General features: G+C 70.9%; 20 protein-coding genes. 11 read left to right on the forward strand and 9 right to left on the reverse strand.

The genetic code is table 11. The features are described 5' to 3' along the window. Positions 1-8 precede the first annotated feature (8 nt). The 4 genes from ACWEN6_RS00275 to ACWEN6_RS00290 all read left to right on the forward strand — a co-directional run bounded on the left by ACWEN6_RS00275 (position 9) and on the right by ACWEN6_RS00290 (position 4,033). Positions 9-965 carry a hypothetical protein gene (locus ACWEN6_RS00275; RefSeq protein WP_452568218.1) on the forward strand — a complete coding sequence of 319 codons (957 nt, stop codon included), beginning with the start codon at positions 9-11 and terminating at the stop codon, positions 963-965. Between the two features lie 139 nt (positions 966-1,104). Further along, positions 1,105-1,734, forward strand: coding sequence for a Maf family protein (locus tag ACWEN6_RS00280; protein ID WP_452568219.1), 630 nt, complete (start codon positions 1,105-1,107; stop codon positions 1,732-1,734). Positions 1,735-1,774: 40 nt separating this feature from the next. Beyond that, a complete protein-coding gene (locus tag ACWEN6_RS00285; protein ID WP_452568220.1) occupies positions 1,775-2,566 on the forward strand; it encodes an EI24 domain-containing protein in 792 nt (263 codons plus the stop codon). Positions 2,567-2,950: 384 nt separating this feature from the next. Continuing rightward, entirely contained in the window at positions 2,951-4,033 is a 1,083-nt protein-coding gene (locus ACWEN6_RS00290) for a DUF4192 domain-containing protein (RefSeq protein WP_452568221.1), read from the forward strand. A gap of 214 nt (positions 4,034-4,247) precedes the next feature. Here ACWEN6_RS00290 and ACWEN6_RS00295 read toward each other — a convergent pair whose 3' ends face one another. Further along, entirely contained in the window at positions 4,248-4,592 is a 345-nt protein-coding gene (locus ACWEN6_RS00295) for a hypothetical protein (protein WP_452568222.1), read from the reverse strand. Between the two features lie 145 nt (positions 4,593-4,737). On the opposite strand from ACWEN6_RS00295, the gene ACWEN6_RS00300 reads away from it, so the two are divergent. Beyond that, entirely contained in the window at positions 4,738-5,346 is a 609-nt protein-coding gene (locus tag ACWEN6_RS00300; RefSeq protein ID WP_452568223.1) for a DUF4870 domain-containing protein, read from the forward strand. 68 nt (positions 5,347-5,414) lie between these two features. Here ACWEN6_RS00300 and ACWEN6_RS00305 read toward each other — a convergent pair whose 3' ends face one another. The 5 genes from ACWEN6_RS00305 to ACWEN6_RS00325 form a co-directional block, all read right to left on the reverse strand. Beyond that, positions 5,415-6,263 (reverse strand): septal ring lytic transglycosylase RlpA family protein, encoded by an 849-nt coding sequence (locus tag ACWEN6_RS00305; protein ID WP_452568224.1) that lies wholly within the window; start codon positions 6,261-6,263, stop codon positions 5,415-5,417. A gap of 529 nt (positions 6,264-6,792) precedes the next feature. Further along, positions 6,793-8,328, reverse strand: a complete 1,536-nt coding sequence (locus tag ACWEN6_RS00310) for an ATP-dependent DNA ligase (protein ID WP_452568225.1) — start codon at positions 8,326-8,328, stop codon at positions 6,793-6,795. Between the two features lie 443 nt (positions 8,329-8,771). Next, on the reverse strand, positions 8,772-9,146 hold the full coding sequence (locus ACWEN6_RS00315; RefSeq protein ID WP_354849782.1) for an FKBP-type peptidyl-prolyl cis-trans isomerase: 375 nt from the start codon (positions 9,144-9,146) through the stop codon (positions 8,772-8,774). Between the two features lie 519 nt (positions 9,147-9,665). Next, positions 9,666-11,009 (reverse strand): general stress protein, encoded by a 1,344-nt coding sequence (locus ACWEN6_RS00320; protein ID WP_452568226.1) that lies wholly within the window; start codon positions 11,007-11,009, stop codon positions 9,666-9,668. A gap of 669 nt (positions 11,010-11,678) precedes the next feature. Then, entirely contained in the window at positions 11,679-13,118 is a 1,440-nt protein-coding gene (locus ACWEN6_RS00325) for a GuaB1 family IMP dehydrogenase-related protein (RefSeq protein WP_452568227.1), read from the reverse strand. A gap of 195 nt (positions 13,119-13,313) precedes the next feature. Between ACWEN6_RS00325 and ACWEN6_RS00330 the strand changes: the two genes are divergently transcribed. Continuing rightward, positions 13,314-13,820, forward strand: coding sequence for a GyrI-like domain-containing protein (locus ACWEN6_RS00330; protein ID WP_354849790.1), 507 nt, complete (start codon positions 13,314-13,316; stop codon positions 13,818-13,820). Positions 13,821-14,126: 306 nt separating this feature from the next. On the opposite strand, the gene ACWEN6_RS00335 is transcribed toward ACWEN6_RS00330, so the two are convergent. Further along, the gene (locus tag ACWEN6_RS00335; protein ID WP_452568228.1) at positions 14,127-15,407 is read right to left on the reverse strand and encodes a CaiB/BaiF CoA transferase family protein; all 1,281 of its coding nucleotides are present in this window, start codon (positions 15,405-15,407) and stop codon (positions 14,127-14,129) included. Between the two features lie 279 nt (positions 15,408-15,686). On the opposite strand from ACWEN6_RS00335, the gene ACWEN6_RS00340 reads away from it, so the two are divergent. Together ACWEN6_RS00340 and ACWEN6_RS00345 are read left to right on the forward strand one after the other, a co-directional pair. Then, on the forward strand, positions 15,687-17,036 hold the full coding sequence (locus ACWEN6_RS00340; protein ID WP_452568229.1) for an FAD-binding oxidoreductase: 1,350 nt from the start codon (positions 15,687-15,689) through the stop codon (positions 17,034-17,036). Between the two features lie 13 nt (positions 17,037-17,049). Beyond that, positions 17,050-18,309, forward strand: a complete 1,260-nt coding sequence (locus tag ACWEN6_RS00345) for a class I SAM-dependent methyltransferase (protein ID WP_380829638.1) — start codon at positions 17,050-17,052, stop codon at positions 18,307-18,309. Between the two features lie 181 nt (positions 18,310-18,490). Here the strand turns inward: ACWEN6_RS00345 and ACWEN6_RS00350 are convergent, their stop codons facing one another. Beyond that, a complete protein-coding gene (locus tag ACWEN6_RS00350; protein WP_452568230.1) occupies positions 18,491-19,801 on the reverse strand; it encodes a M14 family zinc carboxypeptidase in 1,311 nt (436 codons plus the stop codon). 237 nt (positions 19,802-20,038) lie between these two features. Beyond that, positions 20,039-21,592 carry a long-chain-fatty-acid--CoA ligase gene (locus ACWEN6_RS00355; protein WP_452568231.1) on the reverse strand — a complete coding sequence of 518 codons (1,554 nt, stop codon included), beginning with the start codon at positions 21,590-21,592 and terminating at the stop codon, positions 20,039-20,041. A gap of 170 nt (positions 21,593-21,762) precedes the next feature. On the opposite strand from ACWEN6_RS00355, the gene ACWEN6_RS00360 reads away from it, so the two are divergent. From ACWEN6_RS00360 to ACWEN6_RS00370, 3 genes are all read left to right on the forward strand, one after another. After that, positions 21,763-23,307 carry a GMC family oxidoreductase gene (locus ACWEN6_RS00360; RefSeq protein ID WP_452568232.1) on the forward strand — a complete coding sequence of 515 codons (1,545 nt, stop codon included), beginning with the start codon at positions 21,763-21,765 and terminating at the stop codon, positions 23,305-23,307. Position 23,308: 1 nt separating this feature from the next. Further along, positions 23,309-24,568: a cytochrome P450 gene (locus tag ACWEN6_RS00365; protein WP_452568233.1), complete on the forward strand. Its 1,260-nt coding sequence runs from the start codon at positions 23,309-23,311 to the stop codon at positions 24,566-24,568. Between the two features lie 69 nt (positions 24,569-24,637). Then, positions 24,638-25,918 carry a cytochrome P450 gene (locus tag ACWEN6_RS00370; RefSeq protein ID WP_452568234.1) on the forward strand — a complete coding sequence of 427 codons (1,281 nt, stop codon included), beginning with the start codon at positions 24,638-24,640 and terminating at the stop codon, positions 25,916-25,918. The last annotated feature ends 27 nt before the right edge of the window (positions 25,919-25,945 follow it).

Here is a 25,945-nt window from a genome sequence, read left to right on the forward strand (position 1 = left end):
ACCTGCCGATGCGCGTCATCTACCGCGGGCTGGCCGGCGTCGTCGCGGCCGTGGCCGTCGTGGCGGCCGTCGTGGCGTTCTCCGTCACCGACCTCGGCAAGGGCGCCCCGACGGCCGCCGGTCCGGCCCCGGCGGGGCCGCCGTCCACGCTGCCTGCCCAGGGCACGGGCGCCGCACCACCGTCCGGCGCCCCCGCCACCTCACAAGCGCCCCTCGCGGGGGCGTCCGCCTCCGCGGCGGCGCCGGCCTCCGGATCCGCCGTGGATCCGGGCGTCTCCGCCGCCCCGGGGGCCTCCGCGTCGCCGGGGGGCGCCGCGACCGCCGGGACATCCGCGTCTCCGGGCGTCACGACGGAGCCCGCCGGAGCCGGGTCGACGCCGGTCGCCACCCCGCAGCCCGGCAAGAGCGCCCTCGCCGACGCCGAAGCCGACCCGCGCGTCCCCGCGCTTCCGGCGAACCGCCGGCTCGCGAACTACCCCGGGCACGGCGCGCCGGCCAAGGGACGGGTGAAGGACAACAGGTCGGGCATCTCCTTCACGCGCTTCGTCAAGCAGTGGAAGCTCACCAAGTCCTCGCCGTTCGCCACGCGCAGAGTGCTCCCCGCCGTGAAGGGAGCCGGGCACCGCGGGCTGCTGGCGACCTGCCCCGTCCCGATCGCGGTGCAGGGCGAGCTCAAGGACACCGCGTTTCTGGCGGCCCGCTGGACCCTGAACTACCACCCCGACGGTTCCACCATCACGTGGACCGCCTCGCAGCGCTTCAAGGCGGGCAAGCGGGAGGGCTGGCTGCTCGGCTACAGGGTCACCTACAAGGCCGGCGGGAAGAAGCACGTCGCCACCGCGGCCGTCGCCCTGGTCGACGTTCCGTCGGCGAAGCCGGCCATGGTCTTCATCACGATCCCCGACGCGCAGAAGAAGCGCTGGGCCGACATCAACACGTTGATCAGCAGCATCCGTCCGCTCTGACCGCGGTCCGCGTCCTGTGGTCCTGTGGCCGGGCGCCACCGGGGCCGGTCGAGCGCTGAGGCGGCGGATCTCCCGGCTCGCGGGGCGCATTAGGCTCGGGAGGCGTAACGGAGAGCTCAGGTGCGGAAGATCGGATGAGATGACGCAGATCGCAGGCGCGGAAGACAAGGCGGAGCTGGTCCTCGCGTCCTCCTCACCGGCCCGGCTCGCGTTGCTGCGCAGCGCCGGGCTCGACCCCAAGGTGATCGTGAGCGGTGTGGACGAGGAGGCCGTCACCGCCGCCTCGCCCGCCGAACTCAGCCTCACCCTGGCCCGCGCCAAGGCGTCGGTGGTCGCGAAGGACCTGGCCACGGGCCTGGTGATCGGCTGCGACTCCGTGCTCGAACTCGACGGGCGCGCGTACGGCAAGCCGGCGTCGGCCGAAGACGCCATCGCGCGGTGGCGCTCGATGCGCGGGCGCACCGGCAGGCTTCTCACCGGGCACTGCGTGATCGACGCCGCCACGGGCGCCGAGGCGGCCGAGGTCGGCTCGACGGTGGTGCGCTTCGGCACGCCGGGCGACGACGAGATCGCGGCCTACGCCGGCAGCGGTGAGCCGTTGCGGGTGGCGGGCGCCTTCACGCTGGACGGCCTCGGCGGCTGGTTCGTGGAGGGCATCGAGGGCGACCACGGCAACGTGCTCGGCATCTCGCTGCCCCTGCTCCGCCGCCTCTTCCGGCAACTGGGTGTTGAAGTGACTTCTCTCTGGAAACAGGGATCTTTCGGCTGATCTTGCGATCGGGTGGGCCGGAGGCGTTAGCCTGCCGGGCATGAACAGCATGGGGCAGCCCACCCGCCGCGGGATCGGCGGCTTCGCCGACGGCGTCAAGTACTTCTTCCAGGGCCTCGGATGGGTGGCGCGGCACCCCGGGCAGTGGATCTTCGGGCTCATCCCGGCGCTGATCGCGCTGGTGCTCTACGTCGTCGCGCTCGTGCTCCTGGGCACCTACGCCGGAGACCTCGCCGCCTGGGCCACGCCGTTCGCCGACGACTGGGAGCCGGCCCTCCGCGGCACCGTGCGCACACTGCTCGGCATCGTGGTCTTCGCCCTCGGCCTGGTGCTGTCGGTCATCACCTTCACCGCCGCCACGCTGGCCCTAGGGGAGCCGTTCTACGAGAAGCTGTCCGAACGGGTCGAGCACGACATGGGGGGCGTCGACAAGACCGCCGACATCCCGCTCTGGAGGTCCGTCATCCGGTCCGTGCGCGACAGCCTGATCACGCTGGCGTACGTGCTGATGTTCACCATCCCGCTCTTCGTCCTGGGGTTCGTGCCGGTGGTCGGGCAGACGGTGGTCCCGGTGCTGGGCGCGGCGGTGTCGGGGTTCTTCCTCTCGGTGGAGCTGACCGCGCTGGCCATGGAGCGCAGGGGGTTCGGCCGCAAGCAGCGGTTCGCGCTGCTGCGCGCCGACCGGGCCGCCACCCTCGGGTTCGGCGTGGTGGTCTTCCTGATCTTCCTGATCCCTCTGGGCGCGGTCGTCGCCATGCCCGCCGCGGTCGCCGGCGCCACCATCCTGGTCCGCACCCGCCTCTCACCCACCCCGCCGCCCCGCACAGCCTGACCCGCGTGCGCGGGCCACGGGCGTCCATCCCTCGACCGGACGCCAGCGGGGGGCCATGCAGAGCCCTCACTGTCCCCCGGTCGTACGACGCGGCGCGGGCCCCTTCCGTCATCCCCGCTCACGTGATCCGCGGGGTTCTCGACGCGCGGGGATGGCTGTGGACAAGGCCGTGCGCTTCTCCGCAGCCCGATGCACCCCAAATACGGTGGCAGGCGACGTTCGTCCCAGCCAGATAAAACCACCTATGGCGTGAGATAAGCGGCCGATATAGCCGTACCTTGGCTATTCGCCATCCCCGATGCTCGCGAACGGCGTTCCGTTGCTCGTCCACAGAGACGGGATTCCCGCGAATGGCCACGTCGCGGGTCGGCGATTCTCGCGTGCATGACGCCATCACCGATCCTCCTCACCTCCCCCGACGACATCCTCGGGGCCGTGCCCTACATCCTGGGCTTCCACCCGGCGGACAGTCTCGTGGTCATCGCGTTCGCGGGGAGGGGAGCGCGCGGCCGGCTGCGCGTCACCACGCGCTGGGATCTCCCGATCGCACCCGGAGCCCTCGACCGGCTCGTCCCCCTCTTCCAGCGGGAGGGGGTCACGCACACCATCCTCGCCGGGTTCGGTGACGGCGTCCTTGTGACACCGGCCATGGACGAGGTCCGCCGGCTGCTCTCCGTCGCAGGCGTCAACGTCATCGAGGCGCTGCGCGCCGACGACGGACGCTACTGGTCCTACGTCTGCACCCGCGCCGAGTGCTGTCCGCCCGAGGGGCGGCCGTACGACCCGCTCGCGGGGGAGGTGGCCGCCCAGGCCACCTTCGCCGGCCTCATGGCGCTGCCCGACCGCGAGAGCCTGCGACGCTCGATCGTCCCGGTCACGGGAGCCGCCCGGGTCACCATGCGTGAGGCCACCCGTTCCGTGGCCGCGGACGTGCGGGCGAAGATCGTCACCGTGGCGGAGCCGCGCGAGGCTCCCGCCGCGTTCGTCGCCGAAGGGCTGGAGCGGGTCCGCCGGTCCATCGACGCCTTCCACCGGCTCGGGCCGCTTCCCGATCACGAGGCCGCCCGGCTCGGCATCGACCTGTCCGTGGTCCGCGTCCGCGACGAGGCGTGGACGCTCATGGACGACGACACCCAGGACACCCATGTCGCGTTGTGGGGCGACCTCACGCGCCGGCTGGAGGCTCCGTTCGTCCCGCCGGCCGCCTCCTTGCTGGGCGCCGCCGCCTGGCGCCGCGGCGACTCGGCGCTCGCGGGCATAGCCGTCGAGCGGGCGCTCGCCGTGGACCCGTCCTACTCGATGGCGAACCTTCTCGCGCAGGGCCTGCAGCAACTCGTGAGCCCGGCGGTCCTCCGGCAGCGCATGCCCACCCCCGAGGAACTCGACGCGAGCATGGGGCCGCCGCGCATGGACTGGCTCCATCCCATGCTCGAACTCCTCGACGACCACACCCTCCGCACACCATGACCGCCGCGCAGCCGCATCCGGACCACCCACTCGAACGGGGTGGGCGGCCACATCTGGACCGCTCACTTGCATGCCGGGCGGGCTCATCCACCGCCGGCCTCGGCTCGGCCGTCTACGCGGAACCTTGAGCAAGGTGGCGGATGTCCGACGATGGCGGGTGGGTATCGGGCGGTGCTTGAGGCGGTGCCTGAGGGGGAAGCTCGCGGGCTCGCTGTCAGTCCTGCACGGGGTCGGTCCGGCGGCGCTCGTTGTAGGCCCGCATCCGGTTCGGGTATCCGGTCAGCTGGACGTCGTACACAGGAAGCGCGAGGTTTCTGGCCACCTTGATGATGACCGCGGGAGAGCCGACCCTGCGGCGCGTCCACTCGCCGTCATGGGCGACGGCGACGGCTGTGGTGTCGGTGGCGAAGGTCTCGGGCTCGACGTAGAACTCCACGCCCCGGCGGGACTTCGCGAAGGCGATCAACGTCTCGATGTCGCCATCGTTGGCCTCGCGGTCGAACTTGGCGACCCTCGTGCCGCGCAGCCGACGAATCCCATAGCGATCTCGCCATCCCATATCCCTTGTATACCTGGCCCGGGTCACAAATGGGTGCCTCCGGGCCACATCGGGGTCGTGTCGGGGTTGTTCCGGATAGACCGGCTTCGGCCGGCGACGAAGAATGGGAAAGACAACGCGTTCTATGGGAAAGGCACGGCCACTAATGGCAGGGGTAGTGAGACCTTCGGCGACACCGTCCACCGGAGGGTGGGGGGCGCCTCCTCACCCTCAGCTCCGGGTCACCAACGACGATCGCGATCAGGTGGTCGAGCACGTCACCGCCGCCTACGCGGAGGGCAGGCTCGACAAGGAGGAGTTCGACGACAGGCTGCACCGGGCGATGACCGCGCGCACCCATGCCGACCTCGCTCCGATCATGCGCGACCTGTATCCCTCGTGGACCATGCCCCGCACCCCGCAACCACGGTCGCACGCACCGGCACACCATCCGATGCCGCTGACGGGGAGCGACCGTCTGGGGGCCGCGGCCGGGCATCTGCTCCCGCTCGCCGGGCTGACGGTGATCGGCCCGCTGATCATGATGCTGACCGGTGGGCGCCACTCGCCCTACATCCGGCAGCACGCGGTCGAGTCGCTGAACTTCCACCTCACCGTGCTCGGCGCCACCATCCTGCTGCCGTTCACCATCATCGGGATCGTCCTGGTCCCGATCATCTGGATCGCGGCCTTCGTCTTGGGCATCGTCGGCGCGGCAGCGGCCCTCAACGACAACGGGTTCCGCTACCCGCTGACCCTTCGCCTCATCAAGTAGCCCACCTTCACGGTCTCCGCCTTCCCGCCATCGGTTGACTGGGAGGAGGGAAGGTGGCGACCGGGTGGTCAGTGGGCCAGGACGGCGTACTCGACGCTCATGGCACCGGTGTCGAGGTTGCCGATGGCGTCGAAAGCCGCGCGCGAGAGATCCAGGCAGCGGCCGCCGACATACGGCCCGCGGTCGTTGATGCGCACCGTCACGGTCTTGCCGTTGTTCGGATTGGTGACGCGCACGCGGCTGCCCATGGGGAGGGTCTTGTGGGCCGCCGTCATCGCGTGGGGGTTGAACCGCTCGCCGCTGGCCGTCATCTGTCCCTCGTCGTAGTACGAGGCCCCGCACCGACCCGACGCGATCACCTTGGGCTTCTTCGCGGTGGTCCGCTTCTTGGCGGGTTCGGCAGGCGCGGCGGGCTTCTTCGGGGTGCTCGCGGTGTCATCGGCCGTCGCCGCCGCTTTGGTCGTGGTGTCGGTTGCGGCGGGGTGCTCATCCCCCTCCGCGCTGGTGGGGGCGGCGCCGTCCGAGCTCTCGGCCTCGGCCGACCGGGACGGCGATCCGGCGTCGGACACCGGAGGGGCGAGCGGGTTCGGTGCGGAGCCGGCCGAGGTGAGCTCGCTCAAGGGGTCCGGTGGCGCTGAGAAGCTGGAAGGGGAGGCCGAGCCGTCCGGTTCACCCGTGGCGGGCACGGCGGTGGTGGCCGGTGCTGCCGGACGCAGGCCTGCGCTCATGGTCGTGGACGTGGGGTCGCCGCCGTTCAACCAGACCCAGCCGCTCACCAAGGCGGCGGTCATCACGACGGTCACGGCGATGGTGGTGGTGAGGGGGACGGCCAGCGAGGTCCGGCGCCGCTCGGCGCCCTTGCGTGACCGGGAGAGGCTCTTCTCGTACCAGCGGGAGGGGGAGGCGTGCAGGCCCAAGGGGAACCACGGTCCTAGATAGGGGACAGGACACGGGACATGGCGCGGGGGAGCGCACGCGGCATGGGGGGACATGCCGTCGTCCCGGTACGCGGCGAGCGGGATCCGCTCACTACGTAATTCGCAGCACCATATGGGACAAACGGGGAGTAAAGGGAGATAAAGCGCTTGCAAAGTGACGTAAGTCACTCGGAGAGTGATCATCCATGCTCATAGCGTGATCACCGCTGACCTGCCCGAACCCCATACGTGAGCGGAACAGCTCAAGGCCGGCCAACTCATGCCACCCATACGCCTGGCCGGTTCGGAAGCCATGAGGGGGCTGGTGGTCGGCGGCAGCAGGGTGGTGACCGGAGTGGCTGCGGACGCGTGGTCGCCAGCGTGATGAGCGCCAGCGTGATGAGCGGGCGGCGAGGTGGTTCAGACCAGGATGCGGGGATTCGGGAGGTCAGAACAGGGTGCGGAGGTGCGGGGGTTAGAACAGGGTGCGGAGGTGCGGGGGTTAGAACAGGGTGCGGAGGTGCGGGGGTTAGAACAGGAGTTCGCGGACCGAGTCCACTGTGTCGGCGTCTTCGGGGCGCTTGTCCGGGCGGTAGCGGAGCACGCGGGCGAAGCGCAGCGCCATGCCGCCGGGGTACCTCGGCGACCGCTGCACGCCGTCGAAGGCGACTTCGACCACCATCTCGGGACGCACCTTGACCACCCACTCGTCGCTCGGTCCGTCAGCCAGAGCCAGGAAGCGCTCGGTCTGCCAGGCGAGCAACTCGTCGGTCAGGCCCTTGAAGGTCTTGCCGAGCATTACGAAGTCGCCCGACTGAGGGTCCCTGGCGCCGAGATGGAGGTTGGAGAGCTTGCCCTGGCGCCGGCCGTGGCCCCATTCGGCGGCCAGCACGACCAGGTCGAGGGTGTGGCGGGGCTTGACCTTCACCCAGCCGGCCCCGCGTCGCCCGGCGGCGTACGGCGTGTTCGGGGACTTGGCCACGACGCCCTCATGTCCCCGTCGGACGACCTCCGCGAAGAAGGCGATGCCCTCGTCGGGATCGGACGTGACCAGGCGCGGAGTGATCAGTTCGGCAGGCACCGACCGCGCGAGCGCCGCGTGCCGCTCGCTGTCGGGCAGGTCGAGCAGGTCGACGCCGCCCACGCGGAGTGCGTCGAAGAAGAACACGCTCAGCGGCGTGGTCTCGCGCAGACGGGCGGTGTCGATCTTGCTGGTGACCCGGGAGGCGGTCACCTGGAACGGCTCGGGCCGGCCGTCGGGTCGCAGCGCGATGACCTCGCCGTCCAGCACGATGTCGTCGACGGGCAACGCGAGCACGGCCTCCATCAGCTCGGGGACCTGCGCGGTGATCTCGTCCAGAGTGCGGGTGAACACCTTGACGTCCGAGCCGGAGCGGTGGGCCTGCACCCGTATACCGTCGAGCTTCCATTCGAGTGCCGCCAGCCCGCCGAGCTTCTCCAGGGCGGCGGGGATGTTCGGGGCGCTCTGCGCCAGCATCGGCGACACGGGACGGCCCACCTCGAGGTGGAACGCGCGCAGTGCCTCCACGCCGCCGGTGAGCGCGGCGGCGCCCACGGCGGGCAGCCATCCTCGCAGCGTGAGGGCGCGCCGGACCTCCGCCGCGGGCGTGCCCGACGCCTTGGCGACCGCCTCGACCATCACCCCGTTCAAGGCTCCCTGACGCAGCTCGCCCGCCAGCAGGCGCAGCAGGAACGACTGCTCCTGGCGGGTCACCGAACGGAACAGCTCCCCGACCAGCTCCTTGCGCGCGGCCTGGGATCCCGGGCCGCTCTGCGCCTTGATGCGGCTGAGCAGGTCGTCGATGCGGGTCAGGCTCGCGCTGGCGATCTGGCGTGGTTCGGGCAGGTCCTGGAGGGTGCGCCATCCCACGCCGATCTGCCGCTGAGGTAGCTCACCGGACAGATAGGCGATGGCGATCTCAGCCTCTTCCGGCCGCACTCTGCTCAATAGTTCGGCGATATGTCCGATCTTGGCGAGGCGGGCCGAGTCCGCTGCTACGGAGGCAGAAGTGCGCGCGAGGTCGATGAGCAACACACGTCTCATCGTGCCAGTTCACGCCGCCCCCCGCGCGCCCAGGTGGCAGCCGTCCCCCATGGCCGACAAAACGCTCAATTTCCCGATAAACGACTACGTATCGCCTGCCACACCGCGAGGTGCCGGCACCCTGGCCGAGCAGTTAGCGCGGCGACCACCCGCCTTCACATCCGAGACGTGTGCGCCGATGGGTCGGGGTGGCGGTGCGGGCACCCGTGTATACGGTAAGTCATCGGTGGTGGCTCATGGCCACATCCGCCCCGCCCGCGCACACAGCGGAGCACCGGCCATTCCACCCATGCGGGACACGTGCGCCGATGGCGCCGCGGCGGTAGGCGGGTACGGCGGTGCGGGTGCCGTCGTATGGCGGGCGGCGTGGTGAACGTTCGTGGACACCCCGTGAAGATGCCGGGCGCGACTCGGGGCGATCGGCATCGGGCGTGAGGGTCGGGTCAGCTGACGCCGAGCAGGTCGACGACGAAGATCAGCGTCTCGCCCGGCTTGATGGCGTTGCCGGCGCCGCGGTTGCCGTAGCCGAGGTGCGGCGGGATGACCAGCTTGCGACGGCCGCCGACGCGCATGCCGGCGACACCCTGGTCCCATCCGGCGATGACGCGGCCGGCGCCGAGCGGGAAGTTGAAGGAGTCGCCGCGGTTCCACGACGCGTCGAACTCCTCGCCGGTGGAGAACGCCACGCCGACATAGTGAACCGTCACCATGTGGCCCGGCTTGGCCTCCTCACCGTCGCCCACGGTGATGTCTACGATCTCGAGATCCGCCGGCGCGTCGCCCTCCGGAAAGTCGATCTCGGGCTTCTCGAGTGCCACGTGTTCTCCTTGGTTAGGTTGCGCCCCGCCTGTCCGAACGGGCGCCTGGACCGATCGCCGGCCCTTGCCGGGCCGACCGCACGACTCTACGGGGTTCCGGGAGCCGGCGAACGACGAGGGCGTATCCCTTGGGGGCTTCCGTACGGAACCCGCCCACGGCCGACCGGCCGCGGACCCTCGGCCAAGGGTCTGCGACCGGCCGGCCATAGGCGGTCCAGGGGCCGACGGCCATGGCGGGGGCCGTCTCTCCCCCTCGGGGGACCTCCGGAGTCACCGCGCCTGTAGGACGTCCCTGGCGGGGCCGTACAGCAATGTCCCGTCAGTCTGGTCGTCCGGGGCCCGGGGCCCGTGGGCCGTCTCTTGTGCGCCGTCCGTGGACGCGGTGTCCGTGGGCCGTCTCTTGGCGGGCGGGGCGCCGCGTGTGTTGGCTTCCGTGGACGCCGTGCCCGTGAGCTGACTCGTCTGGCCGGCTGGTGAGGTCGTGCCCGTGGGCTGTTGGTGGGTTCGCCGGAGAGAGGGCTACCGGGCGCGGACGTCGCTCGGCTTCTCCTCGGCCTTCCTCGCGGGGGCCTGGTCGGCCGGTTCGGCATCGAGGCCGGCGTTCTCCGAGGCCGTGGGAGTGGTGTCGGTCTCCTTGGGCGAGGACGGCTCGGAGGCCGGTGTGGAAGGTCCGGAGGCGGACGTGCGCGGCACGGCGGAGAGCGGGATGGCGATGGTGGCCTCCTCCATCGCCTCCGCGCGGCTGGTGGCGGGCGGCACGATGGCCGACTCCGCCGTCCCGGAAGAGGTGGTGTCCGAGGAGATGACGTCTGCGGAGGTCGGGTCCGCCTGGGAGGGGTCGGCGTGCGCGGGGTCGGGGGACCCGGCGTGGCCGGCCTCGTCCTCAACCTGGAGAACGGGCCCAGGGGCCGGCGCCGGACGCTGGGCGGGGAACTCGACGGCGGGCTCTCCGGTCACAGGGTTACCGGTCACAGGGTCATCGGCGGCGGGGATGTTCACTTCCGATGACGCCGGAGGGACCGTCTCAGAGGTGGGGAGGATCGTCCCGGTGCTCGGAATGGAGGTCTCGGAGGCCGTAGGGACCGCCTCGGAAGCCGGGGGGGCCGTCGGCGAGGCCGGCGAGACCGTCTCGGGGATGGGGAGGATCGTCCCGGTGGTCGGGATGAAGGGGTCGGAGGTGGGAGGGGCCGTGCCTGGGGCCCCAGGCGTCGTCTCGGGGCTGGAGGTGCCCGTCCTCTCAGGGCGTGAGGTGCCGGTGGTCTCGGGGCGTGAGGTGCCGGTGGTCTCGGGGCGTGAGGGGGCGGTGGTCTCAGGTCCGGAGGCGCCGGGGGTGCGCAGAGTGCCGCTGGACGGCGGCCGGGCGACGACCACGGTGTCCGCGGGCTTGTTCCCGCCCTCCAGCACCGCCAGGGCCTCCTCCATCGCGGCGGCGGGCACCAGGACGTCGTACCTTCCGGCCACGATGGCGCTGCGCGAGGTGAAGTCGCGGGTGCCGCCCTTGAACGCGTGGCCGGCGAACCCGAAGGCGGCGCCCATCACGGCGCCCCACAGGATCGCCCACACCACAAGGGCGAAGAACGAGGCGGTCGTCGTGGTGAACAGCCCGAGGAACAGGCCCACGACGAGCCCGAAGACGGCTCCGCTGATGGCTCCGGAGAGGGCCGCGCGGGGATTGGTGAGCCGTCCCGTGACCAGCTCTTCCAGGCGCAGGTCGTTGCCGACGATGGCCACATTCTGCACGGGGTATCCGGCGTCGGAAAGGGTGTCCACCGCGCGCTGCGCGGCGGGATAGTTGTCGTAGCTGACCAGGAGTCGCCGGTCGATGGCGGACGGCGCGGCCAGCTCGGGTGACGAACCGATCATGAGATCTCGCCTCCGCGGCTAGGGGGTACCTGCCGACCCGGACTACCCGGCGAAGGCGACTTATCACTCTGCCGTCACCACCGACAATGACGACTCCTCCCGCGGCATCACGCGCCGTCCACCGATCACCGACCGATCACCCACCGCGTCACCCCCCCACCGCCATCACCCCCAACCCTCACTCATCGCCCTGTACCCCTTAATCGGCGCCGAGTTACGGCGGTACACCAGGCAGTGTCCCAACGTCACCCTGACCGCTTGGCCGCCGTAGGGGGGCGCCGGATTCGCCGTACGCAGGACCCGCCGCTTCGGCGCCCTCAGGCCTGCAGCCCACAGGTGACGGGAGCTCGGCGCGTTGGCCGGCGTCGAGTTACCGGGGCGCGGGGGTTGGGTGCGCTGTCCGACGCCCGGGCAATGGGTGGCGGGATGGGTGCCCGGTGCCCGGTGCCCGGTGCCCGTGCCCGGTGGACGGTGCCCGGTGGACGGTGCCCGGTGGACGGCGGAGGGTTTGGACGTCCGGGGAGGGCGAGAGGCCGGCGGGCCTCTCGCCGGGTTCTGGGCTTCCGTGTCCCCGTGCGCGTGGTCGTGTCCTTGTGCGTCCTTGTGCGCGTGGCCGTGGCACCGTGCGGGTGTGCGAGGCCGAGGGCGTGAGCGCGAGTTGAGGTGGGGCTACCAGCTTTGGTGGAGGGGCATGCCTTCGGAGTAGCCGGAGGAGCTCTGGATGCCGATGACGGCGCGGTCGTGGAACTCCTCCAGGGAGGTGGCGCCGGCGTAGGTGAGCGACGAGCGCAGACCGGCGACGATGGCGTCGATCTGGTCCTCGACGCTCGGCCGCACCGGGTCCAGGTACATCCGGGAGGTGGAGATGCCCTCCTCGAAGACGGCTTTGCGGGCGCGGTCGAAGGGGGTGTCCTCGGCGGTGCGCAGCCGTACGGCCCGGGCCGAGGCCATGCCGAAGTTCTCCTTGTACCGCCGCCCGTCGGCGTCGGTGCGCGCGTCGCCCGGCGACTCGTACGTGCCCGCGAACCACGAGCCGATCATGACGTTGGACGCGCCGGCGGCCAGGGCGAGGGCCACGTCGCGCGGGTGGCGCACGCCGCCGTCGGCCCACACGTGCTTGCCCAGCCCGCGGGCCTCGGCCGCGCATTCGAGGACGGCGGAGAACTGCGGCCGTCCCACACCGGTCATCATTCGGGTGGTGCACATGGCGCCCGGCCCGACGCCCACCTTGACGATGTCGGCGCCGGCCTCGACCAGGTCGCGCACGCCCGCCGCTGTGACGACGTTGCCGGCGGCGACGGGGACGCCGGGGTCGAGGGCGCGCACTGCGGCCAGGGCCGAGAGCATCTTCTCCTGGTGGCCGTGGGCGGTGTCGACGACCAGGCAGTCGACGCCCGCGTCCACCAGCTCCTTGGCCTTGGCGGCGACGTCGCCGTTGATGCCGACGGCGGCGGCGACGCGCAGGCGGCCCTGGGAGTCCACCGCGGGCTCGTACAGCGTGGCACGCAGCGCGCCGGTGCGGGTGAGGACGCCGACCAGCCGGCCCTCCCCGTCGACGACGGGGGCGAGGCGGTGGCGTCCGTTGTGCAGCAGTTCGAACGCCGCCCGCGGGTCGGTGCCGGCCGGGATGGTGAGCGGTGAGCCCGACATCACCTGGGAGAGCTGGGTGAACATGTCCACCCCGTGGCAGTCGGCCTCGGTGACGACGCCGATGGGCCGGTTGTCCCAGTCGACGACGACGACCGCGCCGTGCGCCCGCTTGGGCAGCAGGTTGAGGGCTTCGCCGACGGTTTCGTGCGCGGTGAGGGTGATGGGGGTGTCGTGCACCAGGTCGCGCTTCTTCACGAAGTCGATCACGTCGGCGACGACGTCGATGGGGATGTCCTGCGGGATGACGGTGATGCCCCCGCGCCGGGCGATGGTCTCGGCCATGCGCCGGCCGGCCACCGCTGTCATGTTCGCCACCACGATGGGGATCGTGGTGCCCGTGCCGTCGTGGGTCGAGAGGTCCACCGCGAGGCGCGAGCCGACGGCCGAGCGTGACGGGACCATGAAGACGTCGCTGTAGGTCAGGTCGTAGATCGGCGCCTGATCGTTGAGGAATCGCACGTTGGTCCAGCCTAGGCGATTCATGGTAAACAATGGGACTTCCCAGGTCAGCTGGGTGCTCCGTGCGAGATGATCTGACCGGGTACCCCTGCCGACTCCTCTGTGCGCGATGATCGTGTCGGCTGTCGGCCGGTCCGGCCGCATTGACCGCGCGATGCGATGGGCAGGCGGGGGGCCCTCGAGTGGGGAGGCGTTATGATCATCGTTGACAGACCGGAGGTGCTCGTCGTCGGGTACGCCGTGCGCACCAGCAACGCGGCGGAGGCCGATCCTTCGCGGGCGCAGTTGCCGGTCCTGTGGGGACGGGCCGGTGCTCCGGGCGCGTTCGCCCACGTTCCAGGGCGCATCGACGAGAATCTCTACGCGGTGATGATCGACTACGAGAGCGATCATCAGGGTGCCTACACCCAGGTCGTCGGGGTGGCGGTGCGCACGGCGGCCGGGTTGCCCGAGGGCATGGTGGCGGTGCGTGTGCCCGGCGTCCAGGCGCTCAAGGTCGAGGCGCACGGCCCGATGCCGCAGTCGCTCATCGAGGCGTGGCAGCAGGTGTGGCGGCACACCGAGTCGGGCGGGGTGCCGGCGCGGGCCTTCACCACCGACCTGGAGGTCCACCACCGGGCCGGGGTCGATCTGTATCTGGCGGTTCTGCCAGGCCACACTCCCGTCCCCGCCGGCATGGACCAGGCCCGCGCCCAGGCGTGAGCCGAGCCCGCGAGGGGCCGGTGGTCACCGAAGCGGACGAGGACACCGCCGGCGCAGGTACAGGCAAGGACCCCGGCGGTAACGGTTGAACCAGAACGCGCGGTAGCGGTTCGGCGAGGACCCGGCGGTAGCGGTTCAACTAGAACGCGGGCGGTAGCGGTTCGGCGAGGACGCAGGCGGAACGGTTCAGTCAGGACGCCGGGGCGAGGGGTCGGCGAGGACGCTGCCGGTTCGGGTTCAGGCGGGGGCGCTGCCGGTTCGGGTTCAGCCGGGGCGAGGGTTGGCGAGGACGCTGCCGGTGAGGGGTCAGGCGAGGACGCCGGCCGCGCGGAGGGCTTTGGCGTGCTCGTCGGACAGGCCCCAGGAGGTGAGGTCGTGCAGCCGGGTGGCCTGCGCCAGGTCGCCGCGGCCGCTGCCGAGCAGGCGGGGCGCGGGCGCCGGCTGGGTGACGCCGCCGACCTCGACGAACGAGCCGCGGGCGAGGTTGTGCGGGTGCCGGGCCGCCTCGCCCATGTCCAGGACGGGCGTGACGCACGCGTCCGAGCCCTCGAAGACGGCCTCCCACTCGGCGCGTGTCCTGGACCTGAAGGCGGTGGCGAGCCGTTCGCGGATCCGCGGCCAGTTGGCGCGGTCGTCCCGGTCGGGCAGGTCGGTCAGGCCCATGCGGGTGACCATCTCGTTCCAGAAGGCGGGCTCCAGCGCGCCGACCGCGAGGTACCGGCCGTCGGCGGTCTCGTAGGTGTCGTACATCGGGGCGCCGGTGTCGAGCAGGTTGGTGCCGCGCGGGCCCCACAGGCCGCTCTGGGCGGTGTGGTAGAACATCGCGAACAGGGAGGCGGCCCCGTCGACCATCGCGGCGTCGATGACCTTGCCGCGGCCTGTGCGCTCGCGCTCGAACAGGGCGAGCACCACCCCGTAGGCGAGCATGAGGCCTCCGCCGGCGAAGTCGCCGAGGATGTTGATCGGGGGAGTGGGCTTGTCGCCCTCGCGGCCGAGCATCGACAGGGCGCCGGCGATGGCGATGTAGCCGATGTCGTGCCCGGCGGTCGGCGCGAGCGGGCCGCCCTGGCCCCAGCCGGTCATGCGGCCGTACACGAGCCGCTCGTTGACGGCGTGCAGGTCGGCGGGGCCGATGCCGAGGCGCTCGGCCACGCCGGGGCGGAAGACGTCGATGACGACGTCGGCGGTCGCGGCCATCCGCTTGAACGCGGCGACGCCGTCGGGGGACTTCAGGTCCAGGCCGATGGTGCGCTTGCCGCGGTCCATGACGTCGGGGCGGGGGCGGTCGCCGCTCCTGGCGACGGTGGAGACGCGGTCGACCCTGAGCACCTCGGCGCCGTGGTCGGCCAGCATCATGCCCGCGAAGGGCCCGGGCGCGAGCCCTGCGAGTTCCAGCACGCGCACCCCGGCGAGCGGTCCGCCCTGAGAGCCGCTCCCGGGGCCGGCGGCCGGGCCGGAGGCTGCAGCAGGGGGAGGGGAGTCGTCGGCGGCCCTGGCCGAGGTGGTGGAGGCAGGAAGAGGGGGCGTTTGGGGGGTGTTGTGCGGTGCCGGGGCGTTATGGGGGTCCGGGGCGCCGTTCGTGCTCATCGCTGTTCTCCTCGGGTGCGATGCCGACGATAGTCCCCATCGCGGTAGCAAGCAAACGCTTGGTGAAAACGGTTCCCACCGCCCCGCCTCTCACCTGCGAACATGACGCTAACCCTTGTGCCACAACGCTTTGAAGGGGGGTCGGGAGTTTGCGCGGGTTTAACGTGTCTACTCTGGTCGATGGTCAAGACAGGAGATAGCGTCGTAGCGTCGATCTCCACGCACTTAGTTATAGGGGGTGGTGGCATGCCAGATCGCACGGTGAGGACGACCGCCCAGATGACAGCCCATCGAGCGGCTGTGGAGCAGATCAGGGAGTCCTACACCGCCCTCCCGGACGGAGCCTCTCCGAGGCTGGCGAAGCCGACGACGAACCTGTTCCGGTTCCGTGAGCCGGGCAAGACGGCCAAGCTCACCGCGCGCGACCTGGACAAGGTGATCCAGGTGGACCCGGAGAGCAGGACCGCCGAGGTCCAGGGCATGACGACCTACGAGCGCCTGGTGGACGCCACGCTCCCGGCCGGCCTCATGCCGTACGTCGTCCCGCAGCTCAAGACGATCACCCTGGGCGGCGCGGTCACCGGGCTCGGCATCGAGTCCTCCAGCTTCCGCCACGGGCTGCCGCACGAGTCGGTCGAGGAGATGGAGATCCTCACCGGTGACGGCCGCGTCCTGGTGGCCAGGGACGACAACGAGCACAGCGATCTGTTCCACGCCTTCCCCAACTCCTACGGCACCCTGGGCTACGCGCTGCGGCTGCGCATCAAGCTGCTCCCGGTCAAGCCGTACGTGCGGCTCACGCACATCCCCTTCTCCGACGCCGCCAAATGCATGCTGGCCATGCAGGAGATCTGCGACAGCGGCCACTATGAGGGGGAGAAGGTCGACTTCGTCGACGGCACGTTCTTCGAGCCGGGCGAGATGTACATCACCGTCGGCCAGTTCGCCGACCGCGCGCCGTACGCCTCGGACTACACCGGCATGCGCATCTACTACCAGTCGATCCGCACCCGCACTCGCGACTGGCTGACCGTCCGCGACTACCTGTGGCGCTGGGACACCGACTGGTTCTGGTGCTCGCGGGCCTTCGGCGTGCAGCAGCCGCTGGTGCGCTCGCTGATGCCGCGGCGCTACCTGCGCTCGGACGTCTACCGCAAGCTGGTCGGGCTCGACCAGAGGTACGGCGTGACGGCCCGCGTAGACCGGTGGCGCGGCAACCCGGTACAGGAGTCGGTCATCCAGGACGTGGAGGTCCCGGTCGAGCGAGGCGCCGATTTCCTGGAGTTCTTCCACGGCAAGGTGGGCATGACGCCCGTGTGGATGTGCCCGCTGAAGGCCACCGGCGAGTGGCCGCTGTACCCGCTGGAGCCGGGAAAGCTCTATGTGAACTTCGGGTTCTGGGGCATGGTCGCCCTCCCGCGCGGACAGTTCGACGGTTACCACAACCGGCTGATCGAGAACTCCGTGCACGACCTGGGCGGCCACAAGTCCCTGTACTCGACATCGTTCTACCCCCGTGAGGAGTTCTGGCGTCTCTACAACGGCGACGCCTACTGGCCGGTCAAACGTGCCTACGATCCGGGCGCCCGGCTGCTCGACCTCTATGAGAAATGCGTACGGGGGCGTTGAGGAGGTTGGTCGCATGACACTCGCCCAGATCTTCGAGAAGATCGTCGGGCCAGACGCGAACATCGAGTTCGCGGCGTACGACGGCAGCAAGGCGGGGCCGTCGGGCGCTTCCGTCCGCATCGAGGTCAAGTCGCCCATAGCGGTGGCCTACCTGGCGCAGTCGCCAGGGGAGATGGGGCTCGCCAGGGCCTACATCGCCGGTCACATCGACGTGCACGGCGACATGTACACCCTGCTGTCGGAGATGGCGCAGATCACGCTCAACGACATGCCGGTGAAGGAGAAGATCTCCGTCGCGCGGTCGCTGGGCGTCAAGCCGCTGCTCATGCGGGTGCCGCCGCCCCCGCAGGAGGTCCGCCGCAGCGCCATGGCGAGGCTCGGCAGCCGCCACGCCAAGCAGCGGGACGCCGAGGCGATCCACCACCACTACGACGTCTCCAACCGGTTCTACGAGTGGGTGCTCGGCCCCTCCATGGCCTACACCTGCGCGACCTTCCCCGAGGAGGGCTCCTCGCTGGAGGAGGCGCAGTTCGCCAAGTTCGACCTGGTCGCCAAGAAGCTCGCCCTCAAGCCGGGCATGCGTCTGCTGGACGTCGGCTGCGGCTGGGGCGGCATGGTGATGCACGCGGCCAAGCACTACGGGGTCAAGGGCCTCGGGGTCACGCTGTCGCGCCAGCAGGCCGAGTGGGCGCAGAAGGCCATCGCCGAGGCGGGGTTGTCGGAGCTGGCCGAGGTGCGCCACCTGGACTACCGCGACGTCGCCGAGACCGGCTTCGACGCGGTCAGCTCCATCGGCCTGACCGAGCACATCGGCAAGGACCAGCTTCCCGGCTACTTCGGCTTCCTGTACGGCAAGCTCAAGCCCGGCGGCCGGCTGCTCAACCACTGCATCACCCGGCCGACCGGCAAGGAGAGGACGATCAACAAGGGCGGTTTCATCAACCGCTACGTCTTCCCCGACGGGGAGCTTGAGTCGGTGGGTCATCTCGTCCGCGAGATGGAGGACACCGGCTTCGAGATCCGGCACGAGGAGAACCTCCGCGAGCACTACGCCAAGACCCTCGAGAAGTGGTGCGCCAACCTCGACGCCCACTGGGACGAAGCGGTCGAGGAGGTCGGCCCCGGCACGGCGCGGGTGTGGCGGCTCTACATGGCCGGCTGCATCGTCGGCTTCGAGCGCAACAAGGTGCAGCTCCACCAGGTGCTCGGCGTGAAGCTCGGCGACCGGGGCGAGTCGGGCGTCCCGCTGCGGCCCGCGCTCGACTGGCCCTGATCGGCGCCCCACGCGATCACGTGACGACGGCCCGTCCGGCCTCCCCTGAGGAGCCCGGGCGGGCCGCCGCCTTCTCCCGGCACGTGCCCGGCCGTACGTGCCACGGCCTCGTGTATGCCACGGCGGCGTACGTGCCACGGCCCCGCACGTGACCGGACGGCTCAGAGGGGTGCGTGACCGCTCAGCGCCGGGCGTGGTGTTCGGCGGCGACGAGGCCGGCGGCGAGCTGGACCGCGACCAGCTTGCGGATGGCGATCGGCCGTCCGCCCGACTCGGCGTCGGCCTCGGCGTACCAGGCGTCGAACAGCTCGCCCAGCCGCTCCCGCTGCGCCCGGATGGCGGGGGTGAGGTTGCCGGCGGCGACCTCGGCGTGCAGCATGCGGCGGAAGGTCCCGCAGGAGCGTAATCGGCGCATGTGCAGGGTCTGCCGGTTGCCGAACTGCTCGGCGACGGTCGCGGGGCGCTCGACGCCGGGCAGGCCCTCCCACACGTCGGCGAACCTGCGGTAGGTGTCGAGCATGTCCTCGACGGAGCGGCGGAAGGGCGAGTGGACGGTGAGGTCGGCCCGCACCGCCGCCATGATCGCGCTGAGGACGTCGATGGCCTCGCGTTGCGCGGCGAGCCCGGTTTTGATGACCTCGCCGTAGGAGGTGGCCGTGGGGCTGGGGTCGCAGACGCGCTCGTCGGCCCAGTACGGCAGCTCGGTGATCAGGTGCAGCGCGCCGAACCTCGCGGCGTAGTCGGCGCTGCCGCCGCCGGAGCCGAAGATCCTGGCCTGGCCGGGCCCGCCAGGGGTGGGGTAGACGGCCGGGGCGATGGCGACCGAGCCGGGCAGCTCGGGCTGGCCGTGGTGCAGCGGGATGCCCTCCAGGGCGGGTAGTTCGGTGAGCCGGGCGGCGAGGGCCGGGTCGTGGTGGTTGAGGTAGAAGAAGGCGCCGCTGTACTCGCCGTTGTGCAGGGAGTAGACGAAGGCCGGCCGCACCTGGTCCATGAGCCGCATCAGCGCCTCCGTCTCGGGGAGGGTGCGGTCGAACGCGTAGCCCTCGCCGGAGATCGGGAAGGTCCACTCCACCTGGTCGCGCCAGGCGGGCCGGTAGAATTGCCGGGCGTAGTGGCGCCGGTCGCCGGGGCGGGCGTACCAGCCTTCGTTGAGGCGGGCGCCGTCGGGGTCGACGCACGGGATCAGGTGCCAGCGGTAGCCGAGCCCCTCGCGCAGGGCGGCGTCCTGGCAGAGCAGACGGGTCAGGTGGCTGACGGTGAGCGAGCCGATCGGCTCGTTGGGGTGCGGGCCGCCGATGATGAGCGCGTCGCGGTCCCCGTCGCCGACGGTGAGCGCCCGCAGAGGCTCGCCCAGGCGTGAGGCGCCGATGCGGCGCACCTGTACCAGGCCTGGGTAGCGGGCGGCCAGTTCGTCCAGCTCGGCGCCCATCTCGTCCACGCTGGGAAACCTGTCCAGTTCGGGGACCCGCCGCATGTGATCGCGGACGTCCATGGCATCGCCTCCAGTTCAGGGGAGATCCTTCGACCCGCCTCCTTGTTGTTTTGCCCGATTTGGGGAGGTCGCGTGCCTGGAGTCCCTGCTCTGCGGCGGCCGGGATCCGTGACGCAGATGCCCGTGACGCCGACGCTCGTGACGCGGATGCCCGTGACGCGGATGCTCGTGACGCGGATGCCCGTGACGCGGATGCCCGTGACGCAGATGCCCATGACGCCGGCGGGTCGGGAGCCGTCAGCGCAGCTCGCGCTTGAGGATCTTGCCGCTGGCCGTCATCGGGAACGAATCGCGGAACTCCAGCAGCCGCGGGTACTTGTAGGCCGCCATGTTCTCCTTGCACCAGGCGAGCAGTTCGTCCTCGGTGACGGTCGCGCCGGGTCTGCGGATCACGTACGCCTTGATCTCCTCGCCGTGGGAGCCGTGCGGGACGCCGACGACGGCGGCCAGGGAGACCGCCTCGTGGGTCATCAGCACCTCTTCCAGCTCGCGCGGATAGACGTTGAACCCACCGCGGATGATCATGTCCTTGACGCGGTCGATGATGAAGTAGTAGCCGTCGGCGTCGCGGGTGGCGATGTCCCCGGTGCGGAACCAGCCGTCCTTCGTCACCTCGGCGGTGGCCTCCGGTCGCCCGAGATAGCCCTTCATGACATTGTGCCCGCGGATCGCGATCTCGCCCGGTCCCTCGCCTGCGACGGTGTTCCACGCCGGGTCGATCAGCTTCATCTCCACACCCCAGACCGGGGTGCCGATCGACCCGGGCTTGGCGGGCCGGCCGCGCTGGTTGAAGCTCGCCACCGGAGAGGTCTCCGACAGCCCGTAGCCTTCCATCACCGGCAGGCCGAAGGTCTTCTCGAAGTCCTTGAGCACCTCCACGGGGAGCGACGCGCCGCCCGAGGCCGCCGTACGCAGGGTGGAGGGCACTTCGGCGCCGTCCGCGTGCACCGAGGTGAGCATCGCCCAGTACATGGTGGGCACACCCGCGAACATGGTCACGCGCTCCTCGCGCATCAGCGCCAGCGCCGCGGCCGGCTCGAAGCGCGGCACCATCACCAGGGCGGCCCGGCGGCGGAAGCCGGCGTTCATGATGACGGTCTGGCCGAAGGAGTGGAACAGCGGCAGGGCGGCCAGGAAGACGTCGTCGCCGGTCAGCTCGAACATCTCGTCGGAGACCACGGCGTTCAGCAGCATGTTCTGGTGGCTGAGCTCGGCGCCCTTGGGCTGCCCTGTGGTGCCGCTGGTGTAGAGGATCACGGCGGTGTCCTCCGGAGCGGTGGCCACGGTCTCGAACCGGTCGGGGAGCCCGCTCAGCGCCGTCCAGAGGGTCGGGACGCCCTCGATGCCCGATTCGGTGCCGAGCGGGGTGGCGGGCAGGATGAAGAACCCGTCCGCGTCGGGCCCGCCCTCGGCGACCGCCTCGCGAAACCCCTCGTGGCCGCGCCGGCCGAGCGGCAGCTCGGGGGTGCCCTCGAAGCAGAACAGCGCCTTGGCCCGCGAGTCGCGCAGGTGGTAGGCGATCTCGCGGGCCTGGAGCAGCACGTTGAGCGGGACGACGGTCGCGCCGGCCTTGAGGATGCCGAAGTAGACGATCGGGAAGTAGGGCAGGTTCGGGCAGGCGAGCGCGACCTTGTCGCCCCTGCCGATGCCCCGCGAGGCGAGCAGGCCCGCCACCTGGTCTGCCAGGGAGTTCACCAGGGCATAGGACATGCGCAGGTCTCCGAACACCACGGCCGTGCGGTCGGGACGCTCCCGTGCGCTGTCCTCCAGGATGACGGAAAGGTTGAGCATGGCGATCTCCTCGTGCTGCCGGCGCCCCGGCGCGTACGGCGCGGTGGCGCTCGCAGGGGGTCGGCGTCATCTTGCCAGCCGATAGCTACTATCCGGTAACGAGCGTGGACGCGGGGCGGCGCGCGGGCGTAAGTACGGTGGGAGCCGATCACGTCCCCCCGGAGGCCCCCATGCAGTACGACTACGTCATCGTCGGAGCGGGCTCGGCCGGCTGCGTCCTGGCCAACCGGCTCTCGGCGGACCCCTCGGTGCGGGTGGCGCTGCTGGAGGCCGGCGGGGCCGACCGCAAGTTCGAGATCCGCGTGCCCGCCGCCTTCTCCAAGCTGTTCAAGACCCCCTACGACTGGGACTTCACCACCGCCGAGCAGAAGGAGATGGGCGGGCGCAGACTGTACTGGCCCCGCGGCAGGACCTTGGGCGGCTCTTCGTCGATGAACGCCCAGATGTGGGTGCGCGGTCACCGGGCCGACTACGACGGCTGGAACCTGCCCGGCTGGTCCTACGAGGAGGTCCTGCCGTACTTCCGGCGCTCGGAGCGGCGGATCGGCTCCAATCACGGCGCGGTGTACGGGACCGACGGCCCGACCTACATCTCCGAGCTGCGCGCCCCCAACGTGACCACCCAGGCGTTCCTGCGCGCCTGCGAGGAGATGGGGCTCACCCGCCTGGAGGAGCTCAACGGCCCCTCCAACGAGGGCTTCTCCCCGACGCCGGTCACCCAGGACCGGGGACGCCGCTGGAGCGCCGCCGACGCCTACCTGCGGCCCGCGATGGGCCGCCCGAACCTGACCGTGCTCACCGCCGCGCAGGCCGAGCGCCTCCTGCTGGACGAGGACGGCCGGGCGACGGGCGTGGAGTACGGCGGGGGCCGCCGGGTGAGTGCGGGCAAGGAGGTCATCGTGTCGGCCGGGGCGATCGGCTCGCCGCACCTGCTCATGCTCTCGGGCATCGGCGACCCCGACGCGCTGCGGGCCGCCGGGGTCGAGCCGCGGCACGAGCTGCCCGGAGTCGGGCGCAACCTGATGGACCACCTCGCCTCGGCGATCATGCTGGAGTGCCCCCGGCCGGTCACCCTGGCCGGCGCCGAGTCGCTCGGCAACCTCGCCCGCTACCTGCTGCGCCGCGACGGCCTGCTGACCTCCAACGTCGGAGAGGCGGTGGCCTTCGTCCGGACCTCCCCCGAGGAGCCCGCCCCGGACATCGAGCTGCTGTTCGCCCCGGCGCCGTTCGTCGATCACGGGCTCACCCCGCCGCCCGGGCACGGGATCACCATCGGCGTCATCCTGCTCCAGCCCGAGAGCCGCGGGCGGATCACCTTGGACGGCCGGGACGTGGTGATCGACCCGCGCTACTTGACCGCGCAGGCCGACGTGCGCCGGATGGTGGCCGGGCTGAGAAGGGCGCAGGAGGCGTTCGCCACGACGGCGCTCGCGCCGTACGCGGGCGCGCCGATGAAGCCCTACGAGGGCGCGCGGACCGACGAGGAGCTCGCCCGGTACGTCCGCGAGCGCTCCGAGACGCTGTACCACCCGGCGGGCACCTGCAAGATGGGCATCGAGGACGACGCGGTGGTGGACCCCTCGCTGCGCGTCATCGGCGTGCCGGGGCTGCGCGTGGTGGACGCCTCGGTCATGCCGATGCTGAACCGCGGCCACACCCACGCCCCGACCATCATGATCGCCGAGCGGGCGGCCGACCTGATCCGCGGGGCGTGAGATGACCGCGGACCTGACCGGCGTCGACCTGTCGGAGATCCCGTTCTGGGGGTTGCCGCCGCGCCGTCGGGAGGAGGCGTTCCGGCGGCTGCGGGAGCTGGAGCGGCCGGTGTTCGTCCGGGAGAACAAGATCCCGTTCATCGGGCACGGGCCCGGCTACTACGCGCTGGTGCGGCACGCGGACGTCACCGAGGCCAGCCGCGCGGCGGGGGTGTTCAGCAGCGAGCCCACGGCCAACAGCATCCCGGACATGCCGAGGTGGCTGGCCGTCTACTTCGGCTCCATGATCAATATGGACGATCCGGCGCACGCGCGGCTGCGGCGCATCGTCTCCCGGGCCTTCACTCCGAAGATCCTGCGGAAGATGGAGGTGGACCTCGCCCGGGCGGCCCGCGAGATCGTCGACCGGGCCGTCGCCGAGGGGCCGGGCGACTTCGTGCTGCAGATCGCGGCGCGCCTGCCCGTGCAGGTGATCTGCGACATGATGGGCATTCCCGCGAAATATCAAGAAATGGTGTTCCGGAACACGAACATCATCCTGGGCAACGCCGACGCCGAGTACAGCGGCATCCGTCCCGACATCAACCGGTGGAACGTCGCCCGGGGCCTGGCCAAGCTGCTGCGCGCCGGGCACGAGCTCAGCGCGCTGGCCCGCCGGCTCGGACGCGAGCGCCGGGGCGTGCCCGTCGAGGACCTCACCGGCATGCTGGTCAACGGCGAGGAGCACCTGACCTCCCAGGAACTCGGGTCGTTCTTCATCCTGCTGGTCGTGGCCGGCAGCGAGACCACGCGCAACGCCATCTCCCACGGCCTGAAGCTGTTCACCGACAATCCCGGCCAGCGAGAGCTGCTGCTGGGCGACTTCGACGCCCGCATCGCGGGCGCGGTCGAGGAGGTCGTGCGGCACGCCACCCCGGTGGTCCAGTTCCGCCGCACGCTGACCCGCGACCACGAGATGAACGGACAGCGCTACACCAAGGGCGACAAGGTGCTGCTGTTCTACAACTCGGCCAACCGGGATGAGACGGTGTTCGACGACCCCGACGTCTTCGACATCACCCGCGACCCCAACCCGCACGTCGGCTTCGGCGGCCCCGGCCCGCACTACTGCCTGGGCGCGCACCTGGCCCGGCGGGAGATCACGGTGATGTTCCGCGAGCTGTTCACCCGCCTGCCCGGCATCCGGGCCACCGGCGAGCCGGACTACCTGCTGTCCAACTTCATCAACGGCATCAAGCACATGTCCTACCGGACCCGCTGAGCCGCCCGCGGCCGCTGGAAGATCGCGCGCGGTTTGACGTAAGTGAGCACTTCTCTCAATCATGGAAGCATGAGCGTGGAAACACCCCCCGGCCGCCGACCGATCACCTCCTACGACCAGATCGACCTGTCCGACTGGGACTTCTGGGCACGGCCGATGGCCGAGCGCGAGCACGCCTTCGAGTTGCTGCGCGGCCGTGAGACCCCGGTCTTCTTCGCCGAGCCGGAGCTGTCGTTCGCGCCCCGGGGCGAGGGGTACCACGCGATCGTCCGGCACGCCGACGTCCTGGCGATCAGCCGCAACCCGGAGGTGTTCAGCTCGGGCGAGGGCGGCGCCACCAACATCGCCGACATGCCCGCCGAGTTCGCCGAGTACTTCGGCTCGATGATCAACATGGACGACCCGCGGCACGCCCGGCTGCGGCGCATCGTCTCGCGGGCCTTCACGCCGAAGATGATCCAGAAGTTCGAGGAGGACGTGCAGGCCGCGGCCGCCCGCATCGTGGACGAGCTGCTGGAGAAGGGGCCCGGCTGCGACTTCGTCACCGAGGTGGCCGCCCGCCTGCCGCTGAAGATCATCTGCGACATGATGGGCATCCCCGAGAAGGACTACGGGTACGTCTTCGACCGGTCCAACGTCATCCTCGGCGCCTCCGACCCCGAGTACGTGCCCTCCGGCGACCAGGACGAGATCGTCAGCGCCCTGCTCACCGCGGGGATGGAGCTCCAGCAGCTCGTGCAGGACCTCGCCGCCTTCCGCGCCGAGAACCCCACGGGCGATCTCACCTCCTCGCTGGTCAACGCCAACGTCGACGGCGAGCGGCTCACCATGCAGGAGCTCGGGTCGTTCTTCATCCTGCTCGTCGTGGCCGGCAACGAGACCACCAGGAACGCCATCTCGCAGGGCCTGCTGCTGCTCACCCGCAACCCCGCCGAGAAGGCGCGCTGGCTGAGCGATGTCGAGGGCCACGCGCCCAAGGCGGTGGAGGAGATCGTCCGGCTGGCCTCGCCGGTGAACTACATGCGGCGCAAGGTGACCCGTGACATCGAGCTGAACGGCACGACCTACCACAAGGGCGAGAAGACGGTGCTGTACTACTGGTCGGCCAACCGGGACGCCGACGTGTTCGCCGACCCCTACCGGTTCGACATCACCCGCGACCCGAACCCGCACGTCGGCTTCGGCGGCCCCGGCCCGCACTTCTGCCTGGGCGCCCACCTGGCCCGCCGCGAGATCACCCTGATGTTCCGCGAGCTGCTCCACCGCGTGCCGCGCATCGAGGCGGGCCGGCCGCAGCGGCTGTTCTCCAGCTTCATCAACGGCGTCAAGCACCTGCCCTGCGACTTCTAGCGGGCCGCCGGGCCGCCGCCCGGCCGG

This window comes from Sphaerisporangium sp. NPDC004334, assembly GCF_053602655.1.

Bases quoted from the DNA above. Each gene is read 5' to 3' on its own strand.
- ACWEN6_RS00330 (WP_354849790.1), top strand. From the start codon at position 13,314: ATGATCATCGTTGACAGACCGGAGGTGCTCGTCGTCGGGTACGCCGTG.
- ACWEN6_RS00285 (WP_452568220.1), top strand. From the start codon at position 1,775: ATGAACAGCATGGGGCAGCCCACCCGCCGCGGGATCGGCGGCTTCGCC.
- ACWEN6_RS00350 (WP_452568230.1), bottom strand. From the start codon at position 19,801: ATGGACGTCCGCGATCACATGCGGCGGGTCCCCGAACTGGACAGGTTT.
- ACWEN6_RS00360 (WP_452568232.1), top strand. From the start codon at position 21,763: ATGCAGTACGACTACGTCATCGTCGGAGCGGGCTCGGCCGGCTGCGTC.
- ACWEN6_RS00335 (WP_452568228.1), bottom strand. From the start codon at position 15,407: ATGAGCACGAACGGCGCCCCGGACCCCCATAACGCCCCGGCACCGCAC.
- ACWEN6_RS00320 (WP_452568226.1), bottom strand. From the start codon at position 11,009: ATGATCGGTTCGTCACCCGAGCTGGCCGCGCCGTCCGCCATCGACCGG.
- ACWEN6_RS00280 (WP_452568219.1), top strand. From the start codon at position 1,105: ATGACGCAGATCGCAGGCGCGGAAGACAAGGCGGAGCTGGTCCTCGCG.
- ACWEN6_RS00275 (WP_452568218.1), top strand. From the start codon at position 9: ATGCGCGTCATCTACCGCGGGCTGGCCGGCGTCGTCGCGGCCGTGGCC.
- ACWEN6_RS00345 (WP_380829638.1), top strand. From the start codon at position 17,050: ATGACACTCGCCCAGATCTTCGAGAAGATCGTCGGGCCAGACGCGAAC.
- ACWEN6_RS00290 (WP_452568221.1), top strand. From the start codon at position 2,951: ATGACGCCATCACCGATCCTCCTCACCTCCCCCGACGACATCCTCGGG.
- ACWEN6_RS00370 (WP_452568234.1), top strand. From the start codon at position 24,638: ATGAGCGTGGAAACACCCCCCGGCCGCCGACCGATCACCTCCTACGAC.
- ACWEN6_RS00365 (WP_452568233.1), top strand. From the start codon at position 23,309: ATGACCGCGGACCTGACCGGCGTCGACCTGTCGGAGATCCCGTTCTGG.
- ACWEN6_RS00300 (WP_452568223.1), top strand. From the start codon at position 4,738: ATGGCAGGGGTAGTGAGACCTTCGGCGACACCGTCCACCGGAGGGTGG.
- ACWEN6_RS00340 (WP_452568229.1), top strand. From the start codon at position 15,687: ATGACAGCCCATCGAGCGGCTGTGGAGCAGATCAGGGAGTCCTACACC.
- ACWEN6_RS00355 (WP_452568231.1), bottom strand. From the start codon at position 21,592: ATGCTCAACCTTTCCGTCATCCTGGAGGACAGCGCACGGGAGCGTCCC.
- ACWEN6_RS00310 (WP_452568225.1), bottom strand. From the start codon at position 8,328: ATGAGACGTGTGTTGCTCATCGACCTCGCGCGCACTTCTGCCTCCGTA.
- ACWEN6_RS00295 (WP_452568222.1), bottom strand. From the start codon at position 4,592: ATGGGATGGCGAGATCGCTATGGGATTCGTCGGCTGCGCGGCACGAGG.